Origin of the sequence: uncultured Chitinophaga sp., assembly GCF_902168175.1 — a bacterium.
Classification (GTDB): Bacteria; Bacteroidota; Bacteroidia; order Chitinophagales; family Chitinophagaceae; genus Chitinophaga.
On record NZ_CABHOU010000072.1, the window covers coordinates 399,307 to 424,293 of the forward strand.

A 24,987-nucleotide genomic window follows, 5' to 3' on the forward strand; every position below is an offset into this window, starting at 1 on the left:
CAGTTCATTTTAATACTTATATTTGCTTTATGCAGCAATATGACGTTATTATCGCCGGTGGCAGTTACGCCGGCTTATCGGCCGCCATGGCTCTTGGGCGGGCCATTCGCAGAGTTCTGATCATCGATGGCGGCGATCCTTGCAACAAGCAAACGCCTCATTCCCACAATTTTATTACGCAGGATGGTAATACGCCGGCAGCCATTGCTGCCGCTGCCCGCGAACAGGTACTCGCCTACCCCACGGTTGCGTTACAACAGGGTATTGTAAGTAATATAACCCCGTTGGATAAAGGGTTCGAGGTGGTAACCGCTGAGGGCAATGTTTACCAGGCTAAGAAGATTATTTTCGCTACCGGCGTGAAAGACATTATGCCGGATATCAAAGGCTTTGCGGAGTGCTGGGGTATTACCGCTATTCATTGTCCCTACTGCCATGGTTACGAGGTGCGGGCGGAGGAAACAGGCATCATGGCCAATGGGGATATGGCTTACGAATTCGCCAAACTAATCAGCAACTGGACCGATAAACTCACCTTGTTCACGAACGGGCCCTCTTCTTTAAGCGCTGAGCAGGCATTGAAACTGGCTGCACATAAGATCAATATCGTCGAAAAGAAGATCGTGGAGCTGGAACATGAAAATGGCTTTATTAACCAGGTGAACTTTGAAGACGGCAGCAGGCAGTCTTTAGCAGCGCTTTACAGCAAACTGCCGTTCGTACAAAAATCCGATCTGCTTGCCCGGTTAGGTTGTGAATTTGATGATCATGGTTTGGTGAGAATAGATGATTTCTCAAGAACGACTGTACCCGGTGTATATGCAGCAGGTGATAATGCGAACATGTTCCGCAGCGTCGCCATGTCTGTAGCGATGGGCACAAAGGCCGGAGCTATGTCTAATAAGGAAATGCGGGACCAGATGTTTTAGTGGGTGGCGAGGTTTGCATAGAAATGCAGCCTGTATTGTTTTGCTTTCTTAAATACAGCAAACACCTGCTTTACGATAGGAAAAGGTGTGGCTGCGTCTATTTTAAGTACAATACGGTGATGCCTTTTTTCCTGGGTAGCCTTAATATGCCCGAATAACCCGGAAGCATTTACACGGCGCAGCTTCCCCTGCCCGGAAGAATCAATAAAAATGTGGCCATGCTTGTTGACTCTAACGAGCAATACATGTTCCCAGTCTGCTAAACAGGGATTGTAATTAACCTTTGTGGTGGCTGCTGTTATAAATGTATCATCGTATGGCCTGAACTTGCCGGTGAACATTATAAAGCATAAAAGCACGAAGGTGATATCTGCCATAGCAGTAAGGTTTACAGAGGCAGTGCGTCTAATAATACTAGTACGGGGCATCTTCTACGCGTTTTAGTTGCGTATAAGATGCCCCGTACTTATTTATCCATAAAATAAGGTTAGTTCCAGATGCCGTTCGCCTCGGTAAGAATCACCGGCTTCCCGTCTGTAACGATGATCGTATGTTCGTGCTGGGCAACGAAGCTGCCATCGCGGGATTTCAGTGTCCAGCCGTCGGCTTGGGTGTGGGCGTAGGTGGCTTTGGTGGAAATGAACGTTTCTATGGCTACTACGCTGTTTTTGCGGAAACGATCGCGGTTAAAGCGGTCGTAAAAGCAGGCGATCTCGTGTGGCTCCTCGTGTAAGGCGCCGCCCACACCATGACCGGTAAGGTTCTTAATTACTTTGTAACCCGACTTCTTCGCCTCGTTCTCGATCAGGCGGCCTATTTCGGCAATACGTACGCCACCGCGGATATTGTGGATAGCTTTATGTAGTATTTCTTTAGATGCGTTAACAAGGCGGTTGTGCTGATGAATGTCTTCACCGAGTACGAAAGAGCCGCCATTATCAGCCCAAAAACCTTCCAGTTCGGCCGAGACATCAACGTTTATCAGATCGCCTTCTTTTAGTACCGTACGATCGGTAGGCATGCCATGAGCAATTTCTTCATTTACGCTGATGCAGGTCCAGCCAGGGAAGCCGTACGTGAGCCTGGGAGCCGACTTGGCCCCGAATTGCTGGAGCAGCACGCCTCCGTATTCATCCAGTTCTTTTGTGGTCATCCCGGGTTTGGCATACTCCCTCATCATCTTCAGCGTTTTGCCTACGGCGTCGCTGATCTTCTGCATACCCAGCAGTTCTTCCTGTGTTGATATGGACATAAGCTATTGATTATGCAACTAAGATAAGGAATATGGAGAATATGGAATGAGGTGCGCAGTATAGTAATTAGTTACTGTGCGAAATAAAAGGGTCGGGAACTAAACAGATGTTGCGAAAAGGCAGAACCGCAAAACAGGCATTGGCAGAGGTATTTGATTTGGTGGGGAGATAATTATATTTGTGCTGTCAAAGAAAGAAATGGCGCTCTTTCTATTCAACCGTTCCGGCAGCCACCGGGAACAATAACGCCGACAGCCAGCTAATCATGAAAGAGATCAAATACTTTACAGGCCGCCTGACACTCCTTTATCACCTTGTTAAATGGACTTTACTATCGCTTCCCGTGGCTTTTGTAGTAGGATCGCTGGTAGCATTGTTTCTTTGGTTGCTCGACCTGGCAACGGCTACACGTTTACAACTCCCCTGGTTACTGTACCTGCTGCCACTAGCGGGTGTAGGTATCTACTTCCTCTATAAAAAATTAGGCAAAAATGCAGAAGCGGGTAACAACCTGGTACTGGAAGAAATACACCAGCCAGGCGCTGGCATTCCGGCCAGGATGGCACCACTGGTGTTGATTACTACCGTGATTACCCACTTATTCGGCGGCTCCGCCGGGCGCGAGGGAACAGCTGTACAAATAGGTGGCAGTATGGCTGCCTGGTTATCCAAACTCATTAACCTGATGCCCGACGACCGGCGCATCCTGCTGATGTGTGGCATTGCTGCGGGGTTTGGTGCTGTATTTGGCACACCGCTTACGGGTGCCGTATTTGCACTGGAAGTACTGGCGATAGGCGCTATGCGTTATGATGCGCTCGTGCCCTGCCTTGCCGCCAGTGTGTTTGCAGATGTAATTTGCTCGGCATGGGGTATTCATCACACCCACTACGCTATTTCCACCGCGTTTATAAAAGACATCACACCAAAAGGGTTGTTGTTATTGGGTGAAGTAATACTGGCCGGTGCCTGCTTCGGACTGGCCAGCTGGTTATTTTCCACCATGATGCATCACCTGAAAAAGATAGCGGGTAAACTGATAAAACCGGCGTGGCTAATACCGGTGGCTGGTGGTTTACTCGTGATACTACTGTGCTGGGTGGTTGGAACACGGGATTATATAGGCCTTGGAGTAACCGGTAAAACCAGCATTACAGCAGCTTTTCATGAAGGTGGCGCTACCACCTGGAGCTGGTTATGGAAAACTGTTTTTACTGTAGTAACATTGGCCATGGGCTTTAAGGGCGGCGAAGTAACACCGCTGTTCTTTATCGGGGCCACTTTGGGCAACACACTGGCCGTCCTGATGGGCGCACCCATCGACCTGTTCGCAGCGCTAGGCTTCATTGCCGTATTTGCCGGTGCTACTAACACCCCTATCGCCTGTACGCTAATGGGGGCCGAGTTATTTGGCACCGATAATATACTGTACTTCGCAGTAGCCTGTTTTACCGCGTACTACTTTAGCGGACGATCAGGTATATACACCGCTCAGCGCATCGGCACGCCCAAAGCGTAGCAGGATTGGCGGCAGTTCCGGAAATTCTTTGTATTTTCATTGGCCCCAACTTTAGATGATATGATTAAAGTAATAGCATTCGACGCAGACGATACACTGTGGGTAAACGAACCTTATTTCCAGGAAACAGAATATAAGTTATGTGCCCTGCTGGAAGATTATCTTCCGCATCACTCCGTAGAAAAAGAACTGCTGAAAACGGAGATAGCTAACCTGAAACTTTACGGCTACGGTATTAAGGCTTTCATTCTTTGTATGATAGAAACCGCTGTACGCGTAACGGAAGGCCATGCACCAATTGCGATCGTGGAAAAGATTATGCAGTATGGTAAAGAAATGCTGGAGAAACCGATAGAACTGCTCGACGGTATCGAAGAAACGCTCGCCACTTTAAAAGCTGATTACCGCCTGGTGGTAGCTACCAAAGGCGACCTGCTGGACCAGGAACGTAAACTGAAAAAATCGGGCCTGGAACATTATTTTCACCACATCGAGATCATGTCGGACAAGCAGGAAACGGATTACCTGAAACTGATACGCCACCTCGATATTAAACCTGAAGAGTTCACGATGATCGGGAACTCTTTGAAGTCGGATGTGCTGCCCGTACTCGGAATAGGCGGCCACGCTATTCATATCCCCTATCACATTACCTGGGAAATCGAAAGGGTAGATACGCTGGTGGAACATGAAAATTTCAGGCAATGCACAACAATTAGCGAAGTGCTGCCATTTTTCCAGCAATAATTATTTAACCTAAAGATGCAAACTCTGCCCGCACAGGTTCCCGGGCCAGCCTTGCTATGATCTTATCGTAAAAGATGAACATGAAAATTCAAACGGGCCCCTACGGATTACCCCTGCCATACCGGTCCGGCGCTGAAAAGATGTTTTCCCAGGCACACATGCCTTCTATTGCCAACTAAGTATTAGCAGTATCTTCGCATCATGAGCGCGCACTCCGTCATAAAACACCGGAAAATCATTCATATTGATATGGATGCATTTTATGCATCGGTGGAGCAGCGCGACAATCCCGATTACAGGGGCAAACCCATCGCCGTTGGCGGTTCTCCTGAAGGACGCGGCGGTGTGGTGGCGACCGCCAGTTATGAAGCGCGCAAGTTTGGCGTGCGATCGGCTATGCCTTCCAAACGGGCGTTACAGCTTTGCCCACAGGTGATTTTCGTTTACCCGCGCTTTGCGGTTTACAAGGAAGTAAGCCAGCACGTACGCGCCATCTTTCGCCGCTATACCGACCTTATTGAACCGCTCTCGCTGGACGAAGCCTACCTCGATGTAACCCACGATAAACTGAACATTGGCTCGGCTATCGGTATTGCACAGCAGATACGGGCCGCGATTAAAGAGGAACTGCAGCTTACTGCCTCGGCAGGTGTATCGGTGAACAAATTCGTAGCCAAGATCGCTTCGGATATGAATAAGCCGGACGGACTTACGTTTATTGATCCTTCACAGGTAGAAACCTTTATGGAACAATTGCCAGTAGAAAAATTCTTCGGTGTGGGCAAAGTAACCGCAGAGAAAATGAACCGCATGAACCTCTTCACCGGGGCCGATCTTAAGAAACTCACTGAAGACGAACTGTCCCGTTATTTCGGCAAAACCGGCCGTTTCTTTTACCGCATCGTACGCGGCATCGACGACCGGGAAGTACAACCCCACCGCGAAACCAAATCCATGGGTGCAGAAGATACTTTCGCCTACGACCTGGAACTGATTGACGACATGTTCGCTGAACTGGACAAGATCGCTAAAACGGTGTACGATCGTTTGTTACGTTACGAACTGAAAGGCCGTACTGTTACCCTCAAAATCAAGTACAGCGACTTCAGGCAGATTACCCGTAACCACTCCTTTCTCCAGCCGGTGGGCGACCTTGAAACCATTGCTGCTACGGCGAAAGAGCTGTTATTGAAGACAGAGCCGGATGGTGCGAAGATCCGTTTGCTGGGGATTACTTTGTCGAACTTCGGCGATGGTATTACAAAGCCGGATAATGGGCAATTGCGTTTGTTTTGATGCGTGGCGGTGTATACACCAACTGGAACCGTCGCCCTATATAGCTACAGCTGCTGAAGGGAGTGACACAACGGCGGCCCAATACTCCCCCCGCCGCCCGTCCCCCAATTCCCTCCATCTAAAAGAAAAATTTGGCTAAGAGACAATAGTCTACTAAATTGGTAGGAATATTCATTACTCGCTTATAAATTCCAATTAACATGTCTACACAACAGCTTCACTTCGACACTTTGCAAGTGCATGCCGGACAAAGCCCCGACCCGGCCACCAATTCCCGTGCAGTGCCCATTTACCAGACAACTTCTTACGTTTTTAACAATTCGGAGCATGCTGCTAACCTGTTTGGGTTGCGTGAATTCGGGAATATATATACCCGCATCATGAACCCGACCACGGATGTATTCGAGAAACGAATTGCTGCGCTTCATGGCGGTGTTAGTGCCGTGGCGGTAGCTTCGGGACAGGCTTCTCAGTTCCTGGCGCTGCATAACCTGCTGTTGCCGGGCGATAACTTTGTTACATCGTCGCACCTATATGGTGGTTCATATAACCAGTTTAAGGTGTCGTTTAAACGTATTGGCGTGGAAGCGCGGTTTATAGATAGCGACGATCCGGCTAATTTCGAGAAAGCGATCGATGAAAAAACGAAAGCTTTGTACCTCGAAACCATTGGTAATCCGGGTTTCAGTATACCCGACTTTGAAGCGATATCGGCCATTGCGAAGAAACATAACATACCTTTCGTGGTAGATAATACTTTCGGCGCTGCCGGTTACCTGTTCCGCCCGTTTGACCATGGTGCTAACGTGGTGGTAGAATCGGCTACCAAGTGGATTGGCGGCCATGGTACCAGCATTGGCGGTGTTGTGGTAGATGGCGGCAACTTTAACTGGGGTAACGGCAAATTCCCGCAGTTTACTTCGCCTGACGAAGCGTACCACGACCTCAAGTTCTGGGACGTATTCGGTGCCGACGGGCCATTCGGCAATATTGCTTACGGCATCCGGCTGCGCGTTACCGGCCTGCGTACCTGGGGCCCTGCACTAAGTCCATTCAACTCCTTCCTGTTCCTGCAAGGGCTCGAAACACTGTCGCTGCGCGTACAAAGGACCGTCGACAATGCGCTGGCGCTGGCCCAGTGGCTGGAAAAACATCCGGAAGTATCGTACGTGAACTACCCCGGACTGGAAAGCAGCAAGTACCATACACTGGCGAAAAAATACCTGCAAAACGGCTTTGGCGGCGTATTGTCGTTCAAAGTGAAAGGCGGTAAAGCCGTGGCGGACGCGCTGGTGAACAATCTTAAACTGATCAGTCACCTGGCGAACGTAGGCGATGCGAAAACACTGATCATTCATCCTGCCACTACCACACACGAACAACTGAGCGAAAAAGAACAGATATCTGCCGGTGTGGAACCGGGACTGTTACGCATTTCGCTGGGCATTGAACATATTGGCGACATTAAGAACGACCTGCAGCAGGCGTTTGAAAATGCGCTGCAGCCGGCCGGTAAGAATAACGGTGTTACCGCGGCTACTGCCTAATTTCTTTTGCTGTGAATTAAACGGGAGCAATCTTCGCTGCGAATGCGGGAAATTGCTCCTTTTTCTTTGGATACTATGCTGCCGTCCTCCAATGCCAGCTGCTTGCGCTCACGTTTCCAGATAAATGCTTTTTTAGGGCGATTTACGGGCGTTGCAGCCGCCACCGGCTCACATACCAGCGCTACGTCTGCCTGTATGTTTAAAAGCACCCTGTCTTCGTTTCCAGGCATATCGGCCGCTACTACCTCTACCCGTCCGCCTTCTTTATTATTACGGCGAGTGCGGTACAGCCATTCGTCGCCCTGCCCCGGCGTAGCCATACCACTTTCTACCAGTACGCCCTCCGTATTGTAAATTGACACTGTTACGCGATGCACCATGAAGTCGTCGGTGGCGGTGATGCGTAAGATGTCGCCGCGATTACCTGCATAAGCGCCTGTGTTAACGCCACTGATCACGGGGGCATGGTAATAGTCGCTTACAGCACGGTTTTGTACGTTCCACCCTAAGGGGATACCGCTTTTGTAAAGGGCACAACGGCCGGCGTCGCCTTTAACCGCTTTACGGTACCAGGCATTGGCGTTGGTCCAGCGTTGCCGCTCCGCCTGTTGGCCGTCGGTACCCGGGCCGGGGCGCCTTACCGGCACTTTGGTAATTTCTAATTTCCCATATCTTTTCCGGATGCATACCTGGTTGGAGAACTTGCCCGTAAAGCCGGTGGATATGGCGTTAAAGTCTTTTTGAATCATGTATTTTCAGTTTTGGTGTGATACAAAATTCGGTCTTTTTGCACGGTCCGAATGTGCATTAACTGCGTATTTATATGCGGGATTTACGACACTTTTGGGTTAGTTTATACAGATAAGGCGAATAGGTAACCCTGGATATTTTAACTGATAGCAAATTAACCCATTTTCAGCTCTACAGTTGAGCTTCCGCCCTTTCGTTGCCCTATAATTGCCCTCTGGTTGCCCTGCTGTTGATGATGTAATACGGAGAGAAACAAGTTGTCCCACGCGCTTCGTTGTGTCGCGCTATTTCCCCATAAGCATCGCTGCGTTACCATACGCGGCGCGCGGCACGTATTTGGTGCAGTTACATAAACGTCTTTTTTATGGCAAAGAAAGCTAAGACCAGCTCTTCCGTTAAACCCGGGAGCCCCATTCCCCCAACTGACAAGAAGCAGGAAAGCCTGGCAACGCATACAGTTAGCGACGACCAGGAGTTCATGACCACCGACCACGGTGTACGTATTAATGACGACCAGAACTCACTGAAGGCCGGTGAACGAGGCGGCACTTTACTGGAAGATTTTATCCTGCGTGAAAAGATCACCCATTTTGACCATGAGCGTATACCGGAGCGTATTGTGCATGCGCGCGGTTCGGCAGCGCATGGGTTTTTCCAGGTGTATGAACCGATGGCGAAGTATACCAAGGCCGGCTTCCTGCAGGACCCTTCGGTGAAAACGCCTGTATTCGTGCGTTTCTCCACCGTGGCCGGCTCCCGTGGTTCTACCGACCTGGCGAGAGATGTGCGTGGGTTTGCGGTGAAGTTTTACACGGAAGAAGGCAACTTCGATCTCGTGGGAAACAATATGCCGGTGTTCTTTATCCAGGATGCGATGAAGTTCCCCGACCTGATCCATGCGGTGAAGCCGGAGCCAGACAATGAAATGCCCCAGGCAGCATCGGCGCACGATACCTTCTGGGATTTTATTTCACTGATGCCGGAATCGACGCATATGATCATGTGGGCGATGAGCGACCGCGCAATTCCACGCAGCTACCGGATGATGGAAGGATTTGGTGTACACACCTTCCGCTTCATTAACGCCCAGGGCAAATCATGCTTTGTGAAGTTCCACTGGAAACCTTTACTTGGCGTACACGCCGTGGCCTGGGACGAGGCCACCATCATCTCCGGTAAAGATCCTGACTTTCATCGCCGCGACCTGTGGGAAGCCATCGAAGCAGGCCAGTTCCCGGAATGGGAGTTTGGTGTACAGATCGTGCGTGAAGAAGATGAACATAAGTACGAGTTCGATTTGCTCGACCCAACGAAGATCATTCCTGAAGAACTGGTACCGGTACAGCGTATCGGCAAGCTTACCCTGAACCGTAATCCCGATAACTTCTTCGCAGAAACGGAACAGGTGGCCTTTCATGTAGGCAACATCGTACCGGGCATCGACTTTACCAATGACCCGCTGATGCAGGGCAGGCTGTTCTCGTATACTGATACACAGCTGATCCGCCTCGGTGGGCCTAACTTCCATGAAATTCCGATCAACCGGCCCATTAATGAGGTGCATAATAACCAGCGCGATGGTTTTATGCGACAGACGATCAATAAAGGTAAAACAAGCTATAGCCCTAATTCACTGGGCGGCGGTTGCCCCTACCAGGCGAAGATGGCCGAAGGAGGTTTCACTTCGCATGCAGAAAGGATCGATGCAAAGAAGGTCCGCGGCCGCAGCAGGAGTTTCTTCGATCACTTTAGCCAGGCCACGCTGTTCTATAATAGTCAGTCGCCGGCGGAGCAACAGCATATCATTAATGCGCTGCGCTTCGAATTGGGTAAAGTGACGGTAGAGGCCATCCGCAAAAGAATGGTAGGTATTTTAACACAGGTCGATAAAAACCTGGCCGCAAAGGTAGCCGAAGGTCTAGGTTTCCCCGTGCCTAAAGGTCCTGAGTTGCCAATGAATCATTCGGTGCCCGCAGATGGTAACCAGAAAAACTTTGAACCCATTAAGGTAAAAAGCAGTATTGCTGTATCGAAAGCCCTGAGCATGGCTAATACGGTGAAAGATAATATCAGATCGCGTAAAATTGCCGTGCTGGCAGCAGATGGCGTAAGCGCGAAAAGCCTGGATACACTACTTAAAGGTTTAAAGGCAGAAGGAGCTACACCCGAAATCATTGCGCCGCATGGCGGACAAATACAAACAGACCAGGGTACAGCGGTGCCGGTAGATAAAAGCTTGCTGACAACGGCTTCTGTATTTTATGATGCGGTGTATATACCTGGCGGCGGCGCCAGTGTGAAGGCATTGTGTACGGAGGCCGATGCCGTGCATTTTTTAGACCAGGCGTACAAACACTGTAAAGCGATTGCTGCCGAACACGACGCCCTGCCCTTACTCGATCTAACGCGCTTTGCCGGTAAAACGGACGAAGGAGTACTCATCGGTAAGGATACCCGAAAACTGTTACAAAGCTTTGTTGCTGCTGTAGCACAACACCGGGTATGGGACAGAGAAACCGAGCGGAAAGTACCTGCTTAAAAAAACAAAGATGCCGGGCTGTTAAAACCCGGCATCTTTATTTATAGTTCCATCATCGTTTTTTAGCGGCCTTCTGCCAATCCGCCACTACCCCGTTTAACTGGTCAAAACAGCCATCTGACATCATGTAATTCCGGACGGTTACCGCAACATTTCAAACATCCACAAACTACCGTTTAGCTGCCGCGATTTCAATGGCAGCGATGAAACTCGATAACGCCTCGTTTCGGTACCACTTATCTCCCATATCCAGTTCTCGGGCGCCACATCGGGGTTATTGAATATCTCTGCCGCCTGGCGGTTTACGTCTTCTTTGTTAATGAGTTTTGCCCTTAGTGCGCCCATAGCGGCGGATAATTCCGACGGGCTATGTTCTCCCGATCTATCAAGTTCAAGCAGCACCGCGGCCCGCTCGTTTACCCAGCCGGCAAAGCCGCTGTTGTCGATAAATATAATGGCTTGAGGAACGGTATGCAAGATCGCGGAGAAGCGGTCCAGTGTTTTGTGAAGATCTTGTTGCACCGAGCTTTGTTCCAGCACGCTGTTGATCCGCGATTTGATCATAGATAAGAGTACGCGGAACGATTCGTCGAACAGCTGCGGAACACTCCAGCCCAGCAGGATTACACGCAGCTGGCCTTTACAGGTGAGCGGGATAACAACGGCAGACGATAGTGCCGATAGCAGGTCGCCGAATACATGCGTGCCTTTAGGGATATCGCGCCAGAAAATAACTTCTCCGAGGTGTTGTTTGATGTAATCGCCCAGGTGACCGGGATTAACGGCCAGATCTTCGAGGAAAGACGGTGTGGCATTTTTGATACGCGCTGTGTAACTGTCTTCCGTAATTACCTGGAGTATCAGGTAGGGCTCCACAGCCCCGCGAAGCCATTCCATAGCAAAAGGTACAAACGCTTCACAATCGTTTGCAATATCCCATTTGCTGGTATGGTCCATAAACAATACGGCCTTTCTCTCCCAATTACTCACGTCACACTATTTGAAAATCATATAAAATTAAGAATGGCCTCCGCTACTGCTTTCGGTTCGCGCATATGCGGAAAGTGGCCGTCTGTGTCTACTACTTTAAGTATGCTGCCTTTAATGTGTTCGTGTAAATAATCACCAACGGTCAACGGCACGGCTACATCTTCTTTTGTTTGCAATACCAGTACCGGCACTGTGCTTTTGCTGATTTCCGAACGATAATCCGATTCGAATATTACTTTGGCTGCGAATAAAGCGATATCGGGTCGAATGGCTCCCAGCGTACCGGCGAATGTATTTACCAGGTCGGGGCGGTCCGGGGCAGCCATTACCATAGCAGAAAAGCCGGCCGTCCACGCTTTGTAGTTCGTTCGCATTGTATCGTACACGCCTTCCAGGGCTTCCTGGGTAAATCCACCTACATAAGATGCTGTTTCGTCGTTCAGGTAACGTGGGCTCGCGCCTACCATTACCAGTTTTTTAAAGAATTCCGGATGGCGTAAAGAAGCCAGCAGGCCCACCATTCCGCTCATCGAGTGCCCTACATAAATCACATCCTTTAAACCTAATTCCCTGAAGATATCAATCACATCCAGCACATAACCTTGCAATGAGCTGTATTTGGTGGTGTTAAAGGCTGCCATATCTGATTTACCGCCGCCCACATTATCGTAGAGTACTATCCTGTAGTCCCTCTCAAAATAGGGCAGCATGCTTTCAAAAGCCTCCTGGCTTGATCCAAAGCCGTGGGCAAATACAACGGTTTGTGCTGCATCTTTATTCCCCACAATGTTGATGTTGTGCTTTTTCGTTACGTTAATCGACATATTCAAGGAGGTGGTTTATCGGTTGACCGCGAAAATACACATATTTCAATACAGGCAAATGGCAGTAGCGTTCTTTTTATTACAGAAAACAGAAACGGCCCTTCCTGTTTGGAAAGGCCGTTTCTATACATTACGTCCGTTTTAAGCGGAGTATGTTAATGTTTTTTGCGTCGCGTACCCAATATCAGCTCATCGCATGCTGCATCACGTTCTGGGCGTTCTTTTCAGTTTTGCGATAGTGCTTATTCATTTTGCGGAAAGCATTTTTTGCATTGTCTTTAACTTCTGCGATAGCAGTGTCTACACGGTCGCGGTTACGCATGTACAAAACTATGCCAGCCGCTGCTGCGCCTAATACTGATGCTGCAATTAAGATGTTTTTCATGGCTAATAAGTTTGTTTGATAAGTGAAAAACAAGCATCGTACCAAAAAATTTAACGGGTGCCGGAAATGGGTTGTGTTTCGGGCATTAGTATATGGAAAGATGCGCCCATCCCCTCCCCTGAAAATGCCTTTATATCCCCATGATGATTGAGTGCGATCTTTTTGCAGATAGCGAGGCCTATACCTGTACCATCAAAGGATTCGCGGTTGTTCAGGCGTTGGAAGATGGTGAATATCTGCGACGCGTACTCCTGGCTAAAACCGATGCCGTTATCGCGGAAAGTGATCTCATGGTATTTCCTTCCGGGGTCGAGGCCGGGCCACATCTCATCACCTGCTCCCTGTACGGGTCTTGATGTAATGAAAATCAATGGCTTACGGTCATCAGAAGTGAATTTGAGGGAGTTGCCCAAAAGGTTGTAGAACAGCTGGTTTACCTGTAGGGGAATAGCCTCTACAACCGGCAACGGTTCGGCCATCACTACCGCATTTTTCTGGTGTATGAGCAGTTCAAAGTCGCCTTCCACATCGCTTAACACGCTATTGAGATCGGTGTTCCTGAATTGTGAAGAATCGCCCTGCAGCTGTGAGAAGTTTAACAAATCTTTGATCAGTACCGACATTCTTGTAGCAGCCAGGTTGATTTTGTGGAGATAAGTTTGGGCAGATGTGTCCCCACCGGGCAACGTTACCCCGAGCATTTCCGCGAAAATGCGGATTTTACGGAGGGGTTCCTGCAAATCATGTGAGGCTACATAGGCAAATTGCTCCAGTTCGCGATTGGTACGTTCCAGGTTAAGGTTCGATTCGCTGAGTGCCGCAGTACGTTCGCGTACCATACTTTCCAGCTCGTCGGCCATCTTCTTTTGCTCATCTATATCGGTGCTGGTACCCAGCCATTGAAGTATTTCTCCTTTATCGTTGCGTAATGGTACGGCACGACTGAGTTGCCAGCGGTACACTCCTTCACGGCTGCGGAAGCGTTGCTGGAAGGTGTAATCGTGACCATTTTCCACAGCTAAGCGCCAGGTACGTATGTTCTCACTGCGCTCGTTGGGATGTACGATCACAGGCCAGCCATCTCCCAGGGCTTCTTCTTCCGTAAGCCCGGTGAATTCGAGGAATGCATGGTTGAAGTAAGTAAGTTTGCCATCCGGACCGGCCATCCATACAAACTGCGGCATAGAGCTGGCCAGTACGCGGAAACGCTCTTCGCTTTCGGCAGTTTTACGGGCCGCATCCAATATCTCGCGCCGGGCATTAATCTCTGGCCGAAGGTCGTGCAACGTAGCGCCGCGACCAATGGCTTCGCCGGTTTTCGGGTCGCGTATTAGAATATAATCTGCCTGGAATGGAATTTCCTCGCGGGTCATGAAGTTGCGCAGGGTAATTTTACCCGACCATTTACCCTTTTCTCTCAACGAAAGTTCTATTTCTCTAATGATGGCCTCATAGCTGGAAGGCTCCGCGAAGTAGTCTTTGGTCCGAAAGCCCGATAAGTCCTGGAGCTCGCCCAGCCCAAGCAGTTGTCGCCCCATTTTGTTCATGTAAAAAGTGTGCCCTTCAATGGTGCTGATCCCCATGAAATCTGCACTATGCTCTACCAGGGCAAGCAAGCTGTCCACCGCATTTATTAGTTCCTGTTTCACTGCCAAGTAAGGAGAGATTTGCTATGAAAGTACGAATAATCCCCTGAATGATTTATACTTGCTGTATCTTCTAAAAAGCCGATCATGTCACGCACCTACCGCATTAAGAACGTTCATGTATTACCAGTTAGTTTGGCTGAGGCCTGGGATTTCTTTAGCCGTGCGGAGAATTTGCAGAAGATCACTCCGCCCGAAATGGCCTTTACCGTTACCAGCGATCCCGGCGGCGATCATATTTATGCGGGACAGGTTATAGAGTATACGCTGAAGCCGTTATCCGGCATTCCCATTTACTGGATGACCGAGATCACACACGTGAAAGAGCAGGCTTATTTTGTGGACGAGCAACGCTTTGGCCCTTACAGCCTCTGGCATCACCAGCATCGTTTCAGGGAAGTGGAAAATGGGGTGGAGATGACCGACCTGGTGCATTACCGTATCCCATTGGGCTGGCTCGGCGATCTGGCTAATCTCATCTTAGTAAAAAAGAAGCTGCACGATTTATTTGAGTACCGTACAAGGGCCATCAACGAGCGTTTTGGCGTTACTTCAGGCAGAAAGCTTCTCTAACTCCCGCCTGTAATCATATTGCAGGTCTTCGTGCTGCGCATCTATCAACTTACCTGCCTTTTTCAACTGTTGCGCATACATGCTCGTAATGGCCACACTATCACGCATACGGATACCCGATGTTTTCACCTTACGGCAAAAATACAGCAGCAGCTCAATTTCAGCGGGTTTAGAGCCCGAATAACGGATATACTTGTTGGTGATGCGCAGTATTTTGCGCAGGTTCTTTTTAACGAAATAGAGCCCTGCGGTAGAGAGGTTAGAAAACTCTTCGTCCATAAGCGCTTTAACCGATACGATGTATTGTTCCGGGTCATGTGCTTCAAACAACAGGAAGGTTAACAGTTCCTTGTTTTCCTTTTTATATTTTGAAAGGCGCACGCACAACTCAACCAGCTGTGCATGCGGAACTTCCAGTAATTCCTTCTTTAATTCGTTTATCGTAGCCGTCTTCATGCGTGCTTATTCCTTATAAAAATCAATGAGCGCGCCAAAGTATGCCTCATTCCAGCCTTCTACAATGTCGTTGTATGCTTCGTCCGGTATGTTAGTGTGTTTCAGTTCGGCTGATGTGCCTTTTTTATGCGGATGCAGGATGATCGTTACAATAGACGGCTCTTCCTGTTCTCCGAAATACCATTCCTGCACGATCTTACGATCTTCCTCAAAGTCCAGGTTTACACCGGCAATGCTATCGTCCCAAAGTGAGAACTCCGAGCCAGGCTCGGTACTCATAATAGCAGGCTCGCCACTCCATAAACGGATGGTGGCCGGGTTGGTCAGTGCTTTATACACGTCTTCGGGCGGTGCGGTTATTTCAAAGTGTTTTTTATAATCCTTCATAAAGCAAAGCTAGTAAATTAGGCAGATAACCAGTTGATAATTGTAATACCGCTGAGCCAGCCCATCACCAGCACCACCGTCCAGCCAGCGATCTGCATCCACACAGGATGGCGGTAACTGCCGGTAAGTGACTTTCTGCTGGCGGCGATCAGTATTACCGCCAGGGCCACCGGCAATATTAAACCATTAAGTGCGCCTGCCGTTACCAGTAGTTTTACCGGGTTGCCCACTACAGCAAACACGATCGTTGAGAATATGATAAAGAAAGTGATGAACCACTTTTCATTTTTCGCAATAAAGGGATGGAATGTTTTCAGGAAAGATACCGATGTATACGCCGCGCCCACCACCGAAGTAATAGCAGCACTCCATAACACCACACCAAAAAAACGATAGCCTACCTCCCCTGCCGCCACCCGGAATACATCGGCGGCCGGGTTTTCTTTGTTAAGTACCACACCTGCAGACACTACGCCCAATGCGGCCAGGAACAAGGATGTGCGCATCACCCCTGTAATCAAAATACCGCTAACGGCCGCCTTACTTACTACGGGTAAAGATTGTGGCCCGCTTACCCCGGCATCCAGCAACCGGTGTGCGCCTGCAAAACTGATGTAACCGCCTACCGTGCCGCCCACCAGTGTGATAATAGAATGGGCGTTGATCACCGATGGCATAAACGTTTGTTTCAACGCATCGCCTACCGGCGGTGCGGAACTGATGGCCACATACAACGTCAGTAATATCATCAGTACCCCGAGCCAGCGAGTGAAGTGGTCCATCATTTTGCCGGCCTCTTTCATCCAGAAAATGACCAGTGCAATAACACCGCTCAATATCGCGCCGTACGTTACGGGCATGCCCGACAATACATTTACGCCCAACCCACATCCGCCGATATTGGCAATATTAAAGGCAAGGCCACCCAACACCACGAGGGCTGCGAGCATGTAACCCAGTCCGGGTAATAAGCGGTTAGACAAGTCCTGCGCGCGATACTCCGTTACCGTAAGCACCCGCCAGATGTTTAGTTGCGCACCAATATCCAGTAAAATAGATACGAGAATAACAAAGCCGAAAGCAGCAGCGAGTTGTTGTGTAAATACGGTGGTTTGTGTAATAAAGCCGGGACCTATGGCAGATGTGGCCATCAGGAACACGGCACCGCCAATAGCGGAAGCCTGTTGTTTTTTCAAGGGTAGCGGATAATTAGCCGGTTATTGATTAATGTCTGGTTGATTAATTTTGCGAATGATACGGCATGTTCGCCATCGCCATGCAGACAAATGGTTTCGGCTACAATAGGAATTACGTTGCCCATGATAGTAGTCACGCTTTTCTCCGTCACCATTTGCGTTACCTGCGCTACTACGGCCGCTTCATTTTTAATCACTGCGCCCGGCATACCGCGCGGCGACAACGAGCCATCGTCCATATAGGTACGATCGGCAAATACTTCGGAGGCAGTAGTTAAACCTGCCTTTTGTGCTTCAATGATAAGATGGCTGCCGCTAAGCCCGTATAAGCAAAGAGATTCATCCACATCCTTAATGGCGCCCGCAATAATAACAGCCATTTCGGGCGATGCGGCGGCCATGTTATACAATGCGCCATGCGGTTTTACGTGTTGCAATGCGGCACCCTTTTCGCGACACACGTGCTGCATGGCATACACCTGCGCGGTAATAAGATCGTATAACTCGTTGCCCTTTAAATGCACTGCTGTTCTGCCAAAATTAGCTTTGTCGCTAAAGCCAGGATGTGCGCCAATGGCCACATCGTACTGCAAGGCCAGATCGATGGCAGTCCTTATGCTATCTTCATCACCTGCATGAAAACCACAGGCAATGTTGGCGCTGCTGATATAAGGCATAATGGCCGAATCGTTGCCAATACCTTCACCGAGGTCACAGTTTAAATCAATATAAGCCATTTGTTTGCAGCCATTTTTCGAGTTGTAAATTACAGGCATTTTCCAGCAATTGCAAACGCTGTACCTGTTCGTAATGCAGTTTAATGGCCTCGTTCACACTCACGAGCAGAAAGTTGATCTGCTGATACGACCGGTGTTGCGCCAGCGATGGAAGGTCGGCCGTTATTACATGTGCAATACGCGGATAACCACCTGTCGTCTGATGATCGGCGGTGAGTATGATCATTTGTCCGTCGGGCATTAACTGGATGGTGCCGCGGGTAACACCCGACGACAGTAATTCTCCTTCTTTGTAATGTTTTAAAGCCACCCCTTCGAGCCTGTACCCCATACGGTCGCAGTGACGCGAGCAGTCAAAGGTATGTGTAACCAGTTGTGAAGCATCGCTTAACAGTGTGTACTCACTGCCTGCGGTAATTCTCAACTGGCTGGTATGATAAAGATTATCTGTATAGATCATCCAGGGCAACACCTTAAAGTCTTTATGCTCCAGTAAGGGCGCATAACTGGCCTTCTTTTTCAGCGGCAGTACATCGTTCTTTTGTAATGCCCGTCCGCGAAAGCCGCCGGCTTCGGCCTTCAGGTGTGTACTATAGCTGCCCATCCAGGGCTCAATATCAAATCCTCCCCTTACGCCCATATAACAGCGGGCCCCGGTAACCGGACCTTTAAAATGCAGTAAAGCGTGTGCAGCCACCAGTATGGGTTTGTTCAATGGCAGCGGACGGCCATCGATGGTGGCGGTAAAATCGGCACCCGATAAGGCAATAATAGCGCCCGACTCAAACAGGAATGAAGAGGCAGGGAAGTGCATTTCCAGCACGCCCGTGGCGGACGTATTACCCACCAGCGCATTCACGGCACGCACGGCAATACGGTCCATCGCGCCACCGGGATTGATACCGAGGTGCTGATAACCGTAACGGCCGGTATCCTGGATAGTATCCAGCAGGCCGGGTTGTAAAACACGTATACTCACGATGGTTGTTTCATTTGAAAAAATTCACCGGCCGAAATAGGCACAAATGTTACCTGGTCGCCCGGCTGGCAATAGCTGGCCGGTTCGCGGGCGGCATCGAATAAACGCAGCGGCGTTTGGCCGATGATGTTCCAGCCTCCGGGAGAAGCTAACGGATATATGCCTGTTTGTTCGCCTGCTATGCCTACACAGCCCGCAGGCACTAACGCCCTTGGTTTAGAGAGGCGAGGCGCTACCAGTTGCGCATCTACCGACCCCATATAAGGGAAGCCTGGCAAAAAGCCCAGCATATAAACGGTGTAACTCCTGCCACTATGCAGGTTTATCAATTCATCGACCGACATGCTTTTCTGTGCTGCCAGCGCTTCAATATCAAACCCCAGGGAAGGATCGTAGCAAACAGGTACCTCTATATGCCTGGCGGCCATAATGTCCGTCACGTCCAGGTCCTGCAACAGCTCGCGCAGATGCAGGTTTGCCCATCCCGATACTTCGTGATCGAAATGTTCATAAATGTAAAAAGCATCGTACACGATGGTAAGCGAGGCATAAGCGGGAATGAGGTCCCTCACCCAGGGAAGTTTAAGTTCCCGCAATCGTCGAAACGCGGCCATTACCTGCCGGTTCACTACGGGGTCTATCCTTTGTGGCCAGTTCAGCAGCAATGCGTTCTCTCCCTGTTGTATAATGTCGTATCCTAATGGTTGCACCTTCTAAAAATACGAAATCCCTGCGATCCTTATTCCGATTGTTTCATGATACTATAGAGTACTTTCCTGGACGGATCATCGAGGGTAGCTCCTTTCGCAGAATCGGCCGGCATAAATTTACGGCGGAAAGCTTCTACAGCGCCCACACTGTCTTTCACATTATACCCTACGATACGTAACGCCTGCAAGGGTTCAAAGTTAGCAGGCAGGTTGATGGAAGAGGTATCGTACCAAAGTCCGAAGCCCTTTTCGGCAAGCTGCTGCCAAGGAAAATAAGCACTTGGATCTACTTTGCGGCGCGGTGCTATATCGCCATGACCTATGAAGTTAGCCTGTGGGATATTGTAACGGTGTTTCAGCGTATCGAGCAACACCAGCAGGCTGCGCACCTGCATAGGCGCAAACGGTTCCGTGCCATTGTTATCCAGTTCAATACCAATGGAGGCAGAATTAATATCCGTCACACTCCCCCACTTTGCAGCACCGCCATGCCAGGCGCGGAGATAGTCGTTCAGCATATGATGGATCACCCCGTCACGGCAAATTACATAATGGGCACTTACCTGCGTACGCGTCATCGTAAACGTTTTAAGCGTTTGGTCGCAGGAGTTTTGGGCCGTGTGGTGAATGATCACGAAGTTCGGTTTCCGCAGGTTAAAGTTAACCGTACCCGCCCACCAGTAGGTTTGGTCCACTGAGTCTACAGCGATACCTGCAGGCTTACCATTAAGCCCGGCCGTGAGTTCCTTTGCCTGCTTACGGTAAACCTTATTAGTAGTTTTGTAAGGCTGCGGTGCGCAGGCCCATAAGGCCAGCAGTAGCGCTAATGCAATGCCGTGATTTTTTCTCATAACGATAAATATAGCATGTTATTTGCAAGATGTCCATAAATCCATATGTATGGCTAACAAATTCACTGCCAAAGCCTCCATTGCCATTAATGCACCTAAAGACAAGGTTTGGGAGGCGCTTACCGATCCCGATATGATCAGGGAGTACCTGTTTGGCACCGAAACCAGCACCGACTGGAAGAAAGGCAGCCCTATTACTTACAAGGGCACCTGGAAAGGGCAGGCATATGAGGACAAAGGCACTATTATCGATATTATACCCGAAAAGCTGTTGCATACAACGTACCTGAGCGGCATGTCGGGGCAGGAAGACGTTCCTGAAAACTATGCTAATGTGATTTACGAGATATCGGAGCAAAGCGGTAAAACCGTATTAAGCATCACGCAGGATAACAATGATACCGAAGAATCGAGGCAACATTCCGAGCAGAACTGGAACACCGTACTGGAAGGTCTTAAACTTCTCGTAGAAGCCTAATAACGACGTTTGAACAGCGGCCGGGCCGGGTAATTACGGTGTTTGGAGGCATTGTTTACCACCAGTGCTACCGCCAGTAGTATCAGTACGCCGGTAAGTACCGGGCTAAGCACATACCAGAAACCCAGTGACTCTATCCTGGGTGTGCCCATATTAGCAATTAACGCCGTAGCGCCGCCAGGAGGATGCAGTGTTTTGGTAATTTGCATGGCCACGATCGATAAGGCTACTGCCAGGGCGCCACCCAACCATACTTCCTGCGGGAAAATCTTATGAAATATCACCCCAATTACGGCACTGATCAGGTGCCCGCCTATCAGGTTACGTGGCTGGGCGAGGGGGCTGTTAACTACTCCATAAATCAATACCGATGAAGCGCCGAATGAACCGATCAGGAACAGGTTTTCGTTGGCTACGAGGTATTTGCTGTTGATGAACCCAATGAGCCCTATCCCCAGGAAAGCGCCGAGGAATGTAATGATATGTTCTCTTGTGTCGATAAGGGTTTCGCGGTATAAGATGTACTTAGCCTTGCGATAACTCCTCTTAATCTTTTTAACCGGCATGTTTTGGTGGTGGAATGATGGTCGGGCGCAAAGATAATTAATCCGCCTGTTTTAATTCAATCTTCCGGCCATCCGGGTCTTCAATTACCGCTGTATACCCCCATTCAGTATGGACTGGCGGGGTGGTTACTTTCTTTCCTTTGATGATATCTACCGTTCAAATCCCTCCTTCGCCATGCACCAGAACTCATCGAGCGCCATGATGCGTGGTTTGAAGAAAGAGATAACAGCAGGCCATTGCGCCTGGTCGAATATATTGGAGGGTTGCAGGCTGACAGAGATGCTGCTGATATCCTGTCCATGTTCGTTAACCGCCTCCGGCTGCCATTTCCATTGTTCGCCCAGTGTTTCGTGGAAGAACGATCGCAGCTGTACGAACTGCTGGTAATAACGCCTGCGGGTAACAGGATCGGGATGGTTGATAACGATCGCTATGCTGGCCGACTTCGTGCCCGCCTCCATTGAGAACTGCAGGTATTTGATGCCGGTTTTGTAGCTTACCCAGTTCGTTTTCATCCCATCCGCAGATAAAACGGGCGACATGTATTTGCCGAAGGTAGTCCAGAATGCCTGCCGCAGCGCCGATGCCTCTTGTTTGGTGTACATAGACGGCAAAATTAAATATTTCTATCTTTAAGTATGCTGTACTTCACTCAACTCATTTACGTTATACCCGGGCAGGAATCCGTTTTTCATGAATTCGAAAACCATGTACTGCCGCTGCTTACCCAATATGGCGGATCGTTGTTGCTACGTGTTCGTCCATCCACGGGGGATATTATCGCCTGTGAGGGCGAAGTGCCTTACGAGGTACACCTATGCGCCTTTAAAGATCAGGCAGGCTTTGACGCTTACGCGCAGGACAAACACAGGCAGCAGTTCCTGCACCTGAAAAATAAATCAGTTAAATCAATGTTGTTGGTGAAGGGCGAGGCGCTTTAGTATTGTACATCAACCTTTACCCCTGGCGGCGATTTTATGTCTGATCCGATGCTGCCATCCGGACGTTTAAAGTGCCTGATATGCACGATGCCTTTAGGTGTGGGGAATGTTCCTTCCACGTAAGTCAGGTTGCCCAGGTTAGGTTTAATCAGTAAACGTTTGCATCCCGGTTCCAATACCTGCACGCCCAATACATGTTCGGTGAGCCAGGCAGTTGGCCCCGAGGCCCATCCGTGGCAAAAGCTGTGACGGAAACCTTTGTAACAATAGGCTCCGTAATCGCCATGAATGTCTTTCTGGCCGGGTGTTACGAAAGTGTCTATTCTTCCGGCACCGGGTATCCAATCCATATTAAAATCTTCCCAGAACGTAGTAGCACCGAGATCGAGCATGGCGCCCCAGTAAGTACGGATATCGTTCATCGCGCCCACATAGTCGCCAGCTTTAGCTTTAGCCTGCAACATATAATAGCCGTAAAAAGTAGAGTAGTTTTTCACGCCACATACAGCAATTACCTCTTTGTTCATTTTATCCGCCGGCGCCAATCCGGATAAGGCCAATAGTGCCGCAGCCTGTTTCGATTCTTTGGCAGCAGGTATATATTTTTTCAGTTTGACAGCTGCAGCTTTGCAGTTATCAGCTGTTTCCCTATCTCCCAATACCGCGCTTAATTCGGCCCCCGCGTCCATACACATCAGCAGCATAGCATGCAACCCGGCGTGGATAGCTGCTTTATCCTCACTGGAAGGCCAATCCAGGAAACGGTTACCGTCCAGCGCTTCTCTTCCATCCTTTCCGATCTTTGTTTGAAAATGAGCCAATAAAGCCTTCAGATAAGCCGATTGCTGACGCAGGTATTCGATATCGCCCGTTTTCATGTACCAGTCGCGCTGAATAATGACCCACCACATGGAATAAGACACCATGCCATTCATATAACCAGGCAGCGGTGTAATGTCGCGGGTAAGGTCGAGGCTTTTTGTGACTACATCATTATTGCCAAATACAGCATTGATAGTAGCCACTTCGGGGTGCATATCGCCGATCCATACCAGGCGATCGCGTTTGATACCGTCCCACAGATACTCCTGCATGTTAAGATGTACCGTGTAAGCGCCGGTGGCCCATATCTCGTTGAGGCGTTCGTCGTTGCAACGGAACGAACCGAGGTAAGGAATATCGCGGTAAACAGCAATAGCACGCGCTTCCTTCAGTTGCAGGTCTACGCTATCGAGCATATCTATTCTCACAAAACGAAAACCAGTGTTGCCCACTTCCAGTTTACCCAACCAGGGCACCTCTACGATCATATCGCGCATAGCGTGATCATTCGTTGCGTTTTTTTCCGGTTCAATATTACTCATGGCCTCACTCACCGATTCGCCGAAACGGATACGCAGTTTAATAGGCCTGTGCGCGGGCGACATACCTGTAACCAACTGCAGGCCCCCGTGTAATTCTTTATCAAAATCAAGTAAAAGGGAAGCATTTTTCTTAAGGATGCACATGTTCTTGTTCGAGAGGTCACCCTGACCATTGCCGGGCAGCAGTAATGCTGCGGCATTGGTTACACCATCCTGCAAAAGCACGCGGCCGGGCGAAAGATAATCGCGCACCAGCGGCAAGCGTTCCGGCTTCACGTTGTTTTTAGCAGTAATTACAGGCTGCTGCGCAGTGGCAGAAAACGATATCAACAGGAAAAACAGAAGACGCTTCATAGGCACAAAATAGCAGCAGAAAGGTACGGTTTCATCCTGCACTATCCTGTAAAAATCGATTATTGTGATGAGTGGTTTAGTAAACGATGTGTTCCAGTTTAACAGGGCCCAACAAACCGGCAGACTGGTAAGCGCTTTCAGGCTTGTATGGATTAGCGTTTAACCAGGTGCCACGTTCCTTTTCAGGCAACTTACTGTCACCGATCAGGCGGTTTACCCAGGTATTTACCACTTCCACCTCCAGTTTGTTGCTGCCTTTTTTAAGCGCCGTGGTCACATCAACGCGATAAGGAGCCGTCCATACAGTACCCACATCTACCCCATTCAGTTTCACTTTTCCCATCACCATTACCTTGCCCAGATCAATGAAACTATTGCCCCTTGGCAGTTCTGCAATATTGAAAGTAGTGGTATATACGGCAGTGCCGGAATAGTTCTTCACCTGTTCGTTCGCATGTTTGCTCCAATCGCTCAGCTCTTCCATTTCGATCGTTTTAGCAGGGCCCCTGCTGGCGCGTTCAAACTTCACCTCCCAAACATTGCGCAATTCGGTCACTACCTCGGATGAAGGGAAATTTTTGCTACCCGTTTTAGATGGGGCTGCAGTTTTACGAAATACAATAAACGCACTTTCGTACGCTTCGAGCTGTAAAGGCACTACCGTGCTTTTACCATTATAACTATACTCCGGCAGATTGCGCATGCTTCCGCTAACGGCGTCCCACAACTCCGGCTGCAGTCCATGCACGCGGAATTCGGGAAAGATGACCACCTTATCTGCCGTTTGGTTCGTCAGGAAATAGATATCTCCCTCCACGGTGCTGCGGTGCGTGTAGAGTACATCTTTATTCTTCAGGCTCACATCTGGTTTGAGTTGAATTTCAGCGAGTGCTTCTTCAAGACTCATATTGTTTAACAACAGTCCGTTCCCGTATTTACGCTTTTTCTGCAAGCGGTCGGCACCCCACA

The 24,987-nt window shown here is 49.4% G+C and carries 27 protein-coding genes; 9 read left to right on the plus strand and 18 right to left on the minus strand.

Annotated features, from left to right (window positions below; genetic code table 11):
* The first annotated feature begins 29 nt into the window (after nucleotides 1–29).
* Complete coding sequence (locus QZT80_RS16635; RefSeq protein ID WP_295124392.1) at nucleotides 30–929, plus strand: NAD(P)/FAD-dependent oxidoreductase; 900 nt, start codon at nucleotides 30–32, stop codon at nucleotides 927–929.
* Here the strand turns inward: QZT80_RS16635 and QZT80_RS16640 are convergent.
* Complete coding sequence (locus tag QZT80_RS16640) at nucleotides 926–1,357, minus strand: biopolymer transporter ExbD (RefSeq protein WP_295124395.1); 432 nt, start codon at nucleotides 1,355–1,357, stop codon at nucleotides 926–928. The two genes, QZT80_RS16635 and QZT80_RS16640, sit on opposite strands and share 4 nt — an antisense overlap.
* A gap of 59 nt (nucleotides 1,358–1,416) precedes the next feature.
* Nucleotides 1,417–2,181, minus strand: coding sequence for a type I methionyl aminopeptidase (gene map / locus QZT80_RS16645; protein ID WP_295124398.1), 765 nt, complete (start codon nucleotides 2,179–2,181; stop codon nucleotides 1,417–1,419).
* Between the two features lie 266 nt (nucleotides 2,182–2,447).
* Here map and QZT80_RS16650 point away from each other — a divergent pair, with 266 nt between their 5' ends.
* The 4 genes from QZT80_RS16650 (at nucleotide 2,448) to QZT80_RS16665 (ending at nucleotide 7,291) form a co-directional block, all read left to right on the plus strand.
* Nucleotides 2,448–3,701 carry a voltage-gated chloride channel family protein gene (locus tag QZT80_RS16650; RefSeq protein ID WP_295124401.1) on the plus strand — a complete coding sequence of 418 codons (1,254 nt, stop codon included), beginning with the start codon at nucleotides 2,448–2,450 and terminating at the stop codon, nucleotides 3,699–3,701.
* A 60-nt stretch (nucleotides 3,702–3,761) separates the two neighbouring features.
* Nucleotides 3,762–4,448 carry an HAD family hydrolase gene (locus QZT80_RS16655; protein ID WP_295124403.1) on the plus strand — a complete coding sequence of 229 codons (687 nt, stop codon included), beginning with the start codon at nucleotides 3,762–3,764 and terminating at the stop codon, nucleotides 4,446–4,448.
* 201 nt (nucleotides 4,449–4,649) lie between these two features.
* Entirely contained in the window at nucleotides 4,650–5,744 is a 1,095-nt protein-coding gene (gene dinB / locus QZT80_RS16660; protein WP_295124406.1) for a DNA polymerase IV, read from the plus strand.
* Nucleotides 5,745–5,944: 200 nt separating this feature from the next.
* Nucleotides 5,945–7,291 carry an O-acetylhomoserine aminocarboxypropyltransferase/cysteine synthase family protein gene (locus tag QZT80_RS16665; RefSeq protein WP_295124408.1) on the plus strand — a complete coding sequence of 449 codons (1,347 nt, stop codon included), beginning with the start codon at nucleotides 5,945–5,947 and terminating at the stop codon, nucleotides 7,289–7,291.
* Here QZT80_RS16665 and QZT80_RS16670 read toward each other — a convergent pair.
* Nucleotides 7,288–8,040 carry a hypothetical protein gene (locus QZT80_RS16670; RefSeq protein ID WP_295124411.1) on the minus strand — a complete coding sequence of 251 codons (753 nt, stop codon included), beginning with the start codon at nucleotides 8,038–8,040 and terminating at the stop codon, nucleotides 7,288–7,290. The two genes, QZT80_RS16665 and QZT80_RS16670, sit on opposite strands and share 4 nt — an antisense overlap.
* A 365-nt stretch (nucleotides 8,041–8,405) precedes the next feature.
* Here QZT80_RS16670 and QZT80_RS16675 point away from each other — a divergent pair, with 365 nt between their 5' ends.
* Nucleotides 8,406–10,580, plus strand: a complete 2,175-nt coding sequence (locus QZT80_RS16675; protein ID WP_295124415.1) for a catalase — start codon at nucleotides 8,406–8,408, stop codon at nucleotides 10,578–10,580.
* A 141-nt stretch (nucleotides 10,581–10,721) separates the two neighbouring features.
* On the opposite strand, the gene QZT80_RS16680 is transcribed toward QZT80_RS16675, so the two are convergent.
* From QZT80_RS16680 to QZT80_RS16695, 4 genes are all read right to left on the minus strand, one after another.
* Nucleotides 10,722–11,570, minus strand: a complete 849-nt coding sequence (locus QZT80_RS16680) for a hypothetical protein (protein WP_295124418.1) — start codon at nucleotides 11,568–11,570, stop codon at nucleotides 10,722–10,724.
* A 17-nt stretch (nucleotides 11,571–11,587) separates the two neighbouring features.
* Complete coding sequence (locus QZT80_RS16685; RefSeq protein WP_295124421.1) at nucleotides 11,588–12,394, minus strand: alpha/beta hydrolase; 807 nt, start codon at nucleotides 12,392–12,394, stop codon at nucleotides 11,588–11,590.
* A gap of 184 nt (nucleotides 12,395–12,578) precedes the next feature.
* Nucleotides 12,579–12,779 (minus strand): hypothetical protein, encoded by a 201-nt coding sequence (locus QZT80_RS16690; RefSeq protein ID WP_295124424.1) that lies wholly within the window; start codon nucleotides 12,777–12,779, stop codon nucleotides 12,579–12,581.
* Between the two features lie 50 nt (nucleotides 12,780–12,829).
* Entirely contained in the window at nucleotides 12,830–14,428 is a 1,599-nt protein-coding gene (locus tag QZT80_RS16695; protein ID WP_295124468.1) for a PAS domain S-box protein, read from the minus strand.
* An 84-nt stretch (nucleotides 14,429–14,512) separates the two neighbouring features.
* Between QZT80_RS16695 and QZT80_RS16700 the strand changes: the two genes are divergently transcribed.
* The gene (locus QZT80_RS16700) at nucleotides 14,513–14,998 is read left to right on the plus strand and encodes an SRPBCC family protein (protein ID WP_295124427.1); all 486 of its coding nucleotides are present in this window, start codon (nucleotides 14,513–14,515) and stop codon (nucleotides 14,996–14,998) included.
* On the opposite strand, the gene QZT80_RS16705 is transcribed toward QZT80_RS16700, so the two are convergent.
* From QZT80_RS16705 to QZT80_RS16735, 7 genes are read right to left on the minus strand one after another with little or no spacing between them, the layout of a single operon-like run.
* Complete coding sequence (locus QZT80_RS16705; RefSeq protein ID WP_295124429.1) at nucleotides 14,978–15,454, minus strand: hypothetical protein; 477 nt, start codon at nucleotides 15,452–15,454, stop codon at nucleotides 14,978–14,980. The two genes, QZT80_RS16700 and QZT80_RS16705, sit on opposite strands and share 21 nt — an antisense overlap.
* Nucleotides 15,455–15,460: 6 nt before the next feature.
* On the minus strand, nucleotides 15,461–15,841 hold the full coding sequence (locus QZT80_RS16710) for an SRPBCC domain-containing protein (protein WP_295124432.1): 381 nt from the start codon (nucleotides 15,839–15,841) through the stop codon (nucleotides 15,461–15,463).
* A 17-nt stretch (nucleotides 15,842–15,858) separates the two neighbouring features.
* A complete protein-coding gene (locus QZT80_RS16715) occupies nucleotides 15,859–17,037 on the minus strand; it encodes an NRAMP family divalent metal transporter (RefSeq protein WP_295124435.1) in 1,179 nt (392 codons plus the stop codon).
* On the minus strand, nucleotides 17,034–17,774 hold the full coding sequence (locus QZT80_RS16720) for a 5-oxoprolinase subunit PxpA (RefSeq protein ID WP_295124438.1): 741 nt from the start codon (nucleotides 17,772–17,774) through the stop codon (nucleotides 17,034–17,036). The genes QZT80_RS16715 and QZT80_RS16720 overlap by 4 nt, the downstream gene beginning before the upstream one ends.
* Complete coding sequence (locus QZT80_RS16725) at nucleotides 17,761–18,753, minus strand: biotin-dependent carboxyltransferase family protein (protein ID WP_295124441.1); 993 nt, start codon at nucleotides 18,751–18,753, stop codon at nucleotides 17,761–17,763. Before QZT80_RS16725 ends, QZT80_RS16720 begins: the two co-directional genes overlap by 14 nt.
* Nucleotides 18,750–19,463 carry a 5-oxoprolinase subunit PxpB gene (pxpB, locus tag QZT80_RS16730; RefSeq protein ID WP_295124444.1) on the minus strand — a complete coding sequence of 238 codons (714 nt, stop codon included), beginning with the start codon at nucleotides 19,461–19,463 and terminating at the stop codon, nucleotides 18,750–18,752. The genes QZT80_RS16725 and pxpB overlap by 4 nt, the downstream gene beginning before the upstream one ends.
* Before the next feature lie 29 nt (nucleotides 19,464–19,492).
* Complete coding sequence (locus tag QZT80_RS16735; RefSeq protein WP_295124446.1) at nucleotides 19,493–20,314, minus strand: N-acetylmuramoyl-L-alanine amidase; 822 nt, start codon at nucleotides 20,312–20,314, stop codon at nucleotides 19,493–19,495.
* A gap of 49 nt (nucleotides 20,315–20,363) precedes the next feature.
* Here QZT80_RS16735 and QZT80_RS16740 point away from each other — a divergent pair, with 49 nt between their 5' ends.
* Complete coding sequence (locus tag QZT80_RS16740; RefSeq protein ID WP_295124449.1) at nucleotides 20,364–20,792, plus strand: SRPBCC family protein; 429 nt, start codon at nucleotides 20,364–20,366, stop codon at nucleotides 20,790–20,792.
* On the opposite strand, the gene QZT80_RS16745 is transcribed toward QZT80_RS16740, so the two are convergent.
* Together QZT80_RS16745 and QZT80_RS16750 are read right to left on the minus strand one after the other, a co-directional pair.
* Nucleotides 20,789–21,358 carry an HPP family protein gene (locus QZT80_RS16745; RefSeq protein WP_295124452.1) on the minus strand — a complete coding sequence of 190 codons (570 nt, stop codon included), beginning with the start codon at nucleotides 21,356–21,358 and terminating at the stop codon, nucleotides 20,789–20,791. The two genes, QZT80_RS16740 and QZT80_RS16745, sit on opposite strands and share 4 nt — an antisense overlap.
* 150 nt (nucleotides 21,359–21,508) lie before the next feature.
* A complete protein-coding gene (locus QZT80_RS16750) occupies nucleotides 21,509–21,964 on the minus strand; it encodes a DUF4268 domain-containing protein (protein ID WP_295124454.1) in 456 nt (151 codons plus the stop codon).
* Between the two features lie 33 nt (nucleotides 21,965–21,997).
* Here QZT80_RS16750 and QZT80_RS16755 point away from each other — a divergent pair, with 33 nt between their 5' ends.
* Nucleotides 21,998–22,300: a DUF1330 domain-containing protein gene (locus tag QZT80_RS16755; protein WP_295124457.1), complete on the plus strand. Its 303-nt coding sequence runs from the start codon at nucleotides 21,998–22,000 to the stop codon at nucleotides 22,298–22,300.
* On the opposite strand, the gene QZT80_RS16760 is transcribed toward QZT80_RS16755, so the two are convergent.
* Both QZT80_RS16760 and QZT80_RS16765 read right to left on the minus strand, forming a co-directional pair.
* Nucleotides 22,297–24,018, minus strand: coding sequence for an alpha-L-rhamnosidase C-terminal domain-containing protein (locus QZT80_RS16760; RefSeq protein ID WP_295124460.1), 1,722 nt, complete (start codon nucleotides 24,016–24,018; stop codon nucleotides 22,297–22,299). The genes QZT80_RS16755 and QZT80_RS16760 overlap by 4 nt on opposite strands.
* 76 nt (nucleotides 24,019–24,094) lie before the next feature.
* Nucleotides 24,095–24,987: glycosylhydrolase-like jelly roll fold domain-containing protein (locus QZT80_RS16765; RefSeq protein ID WP_295124463.1), on the minus strand; the 893-nt coding region annotated here is incomplete at its 5' end.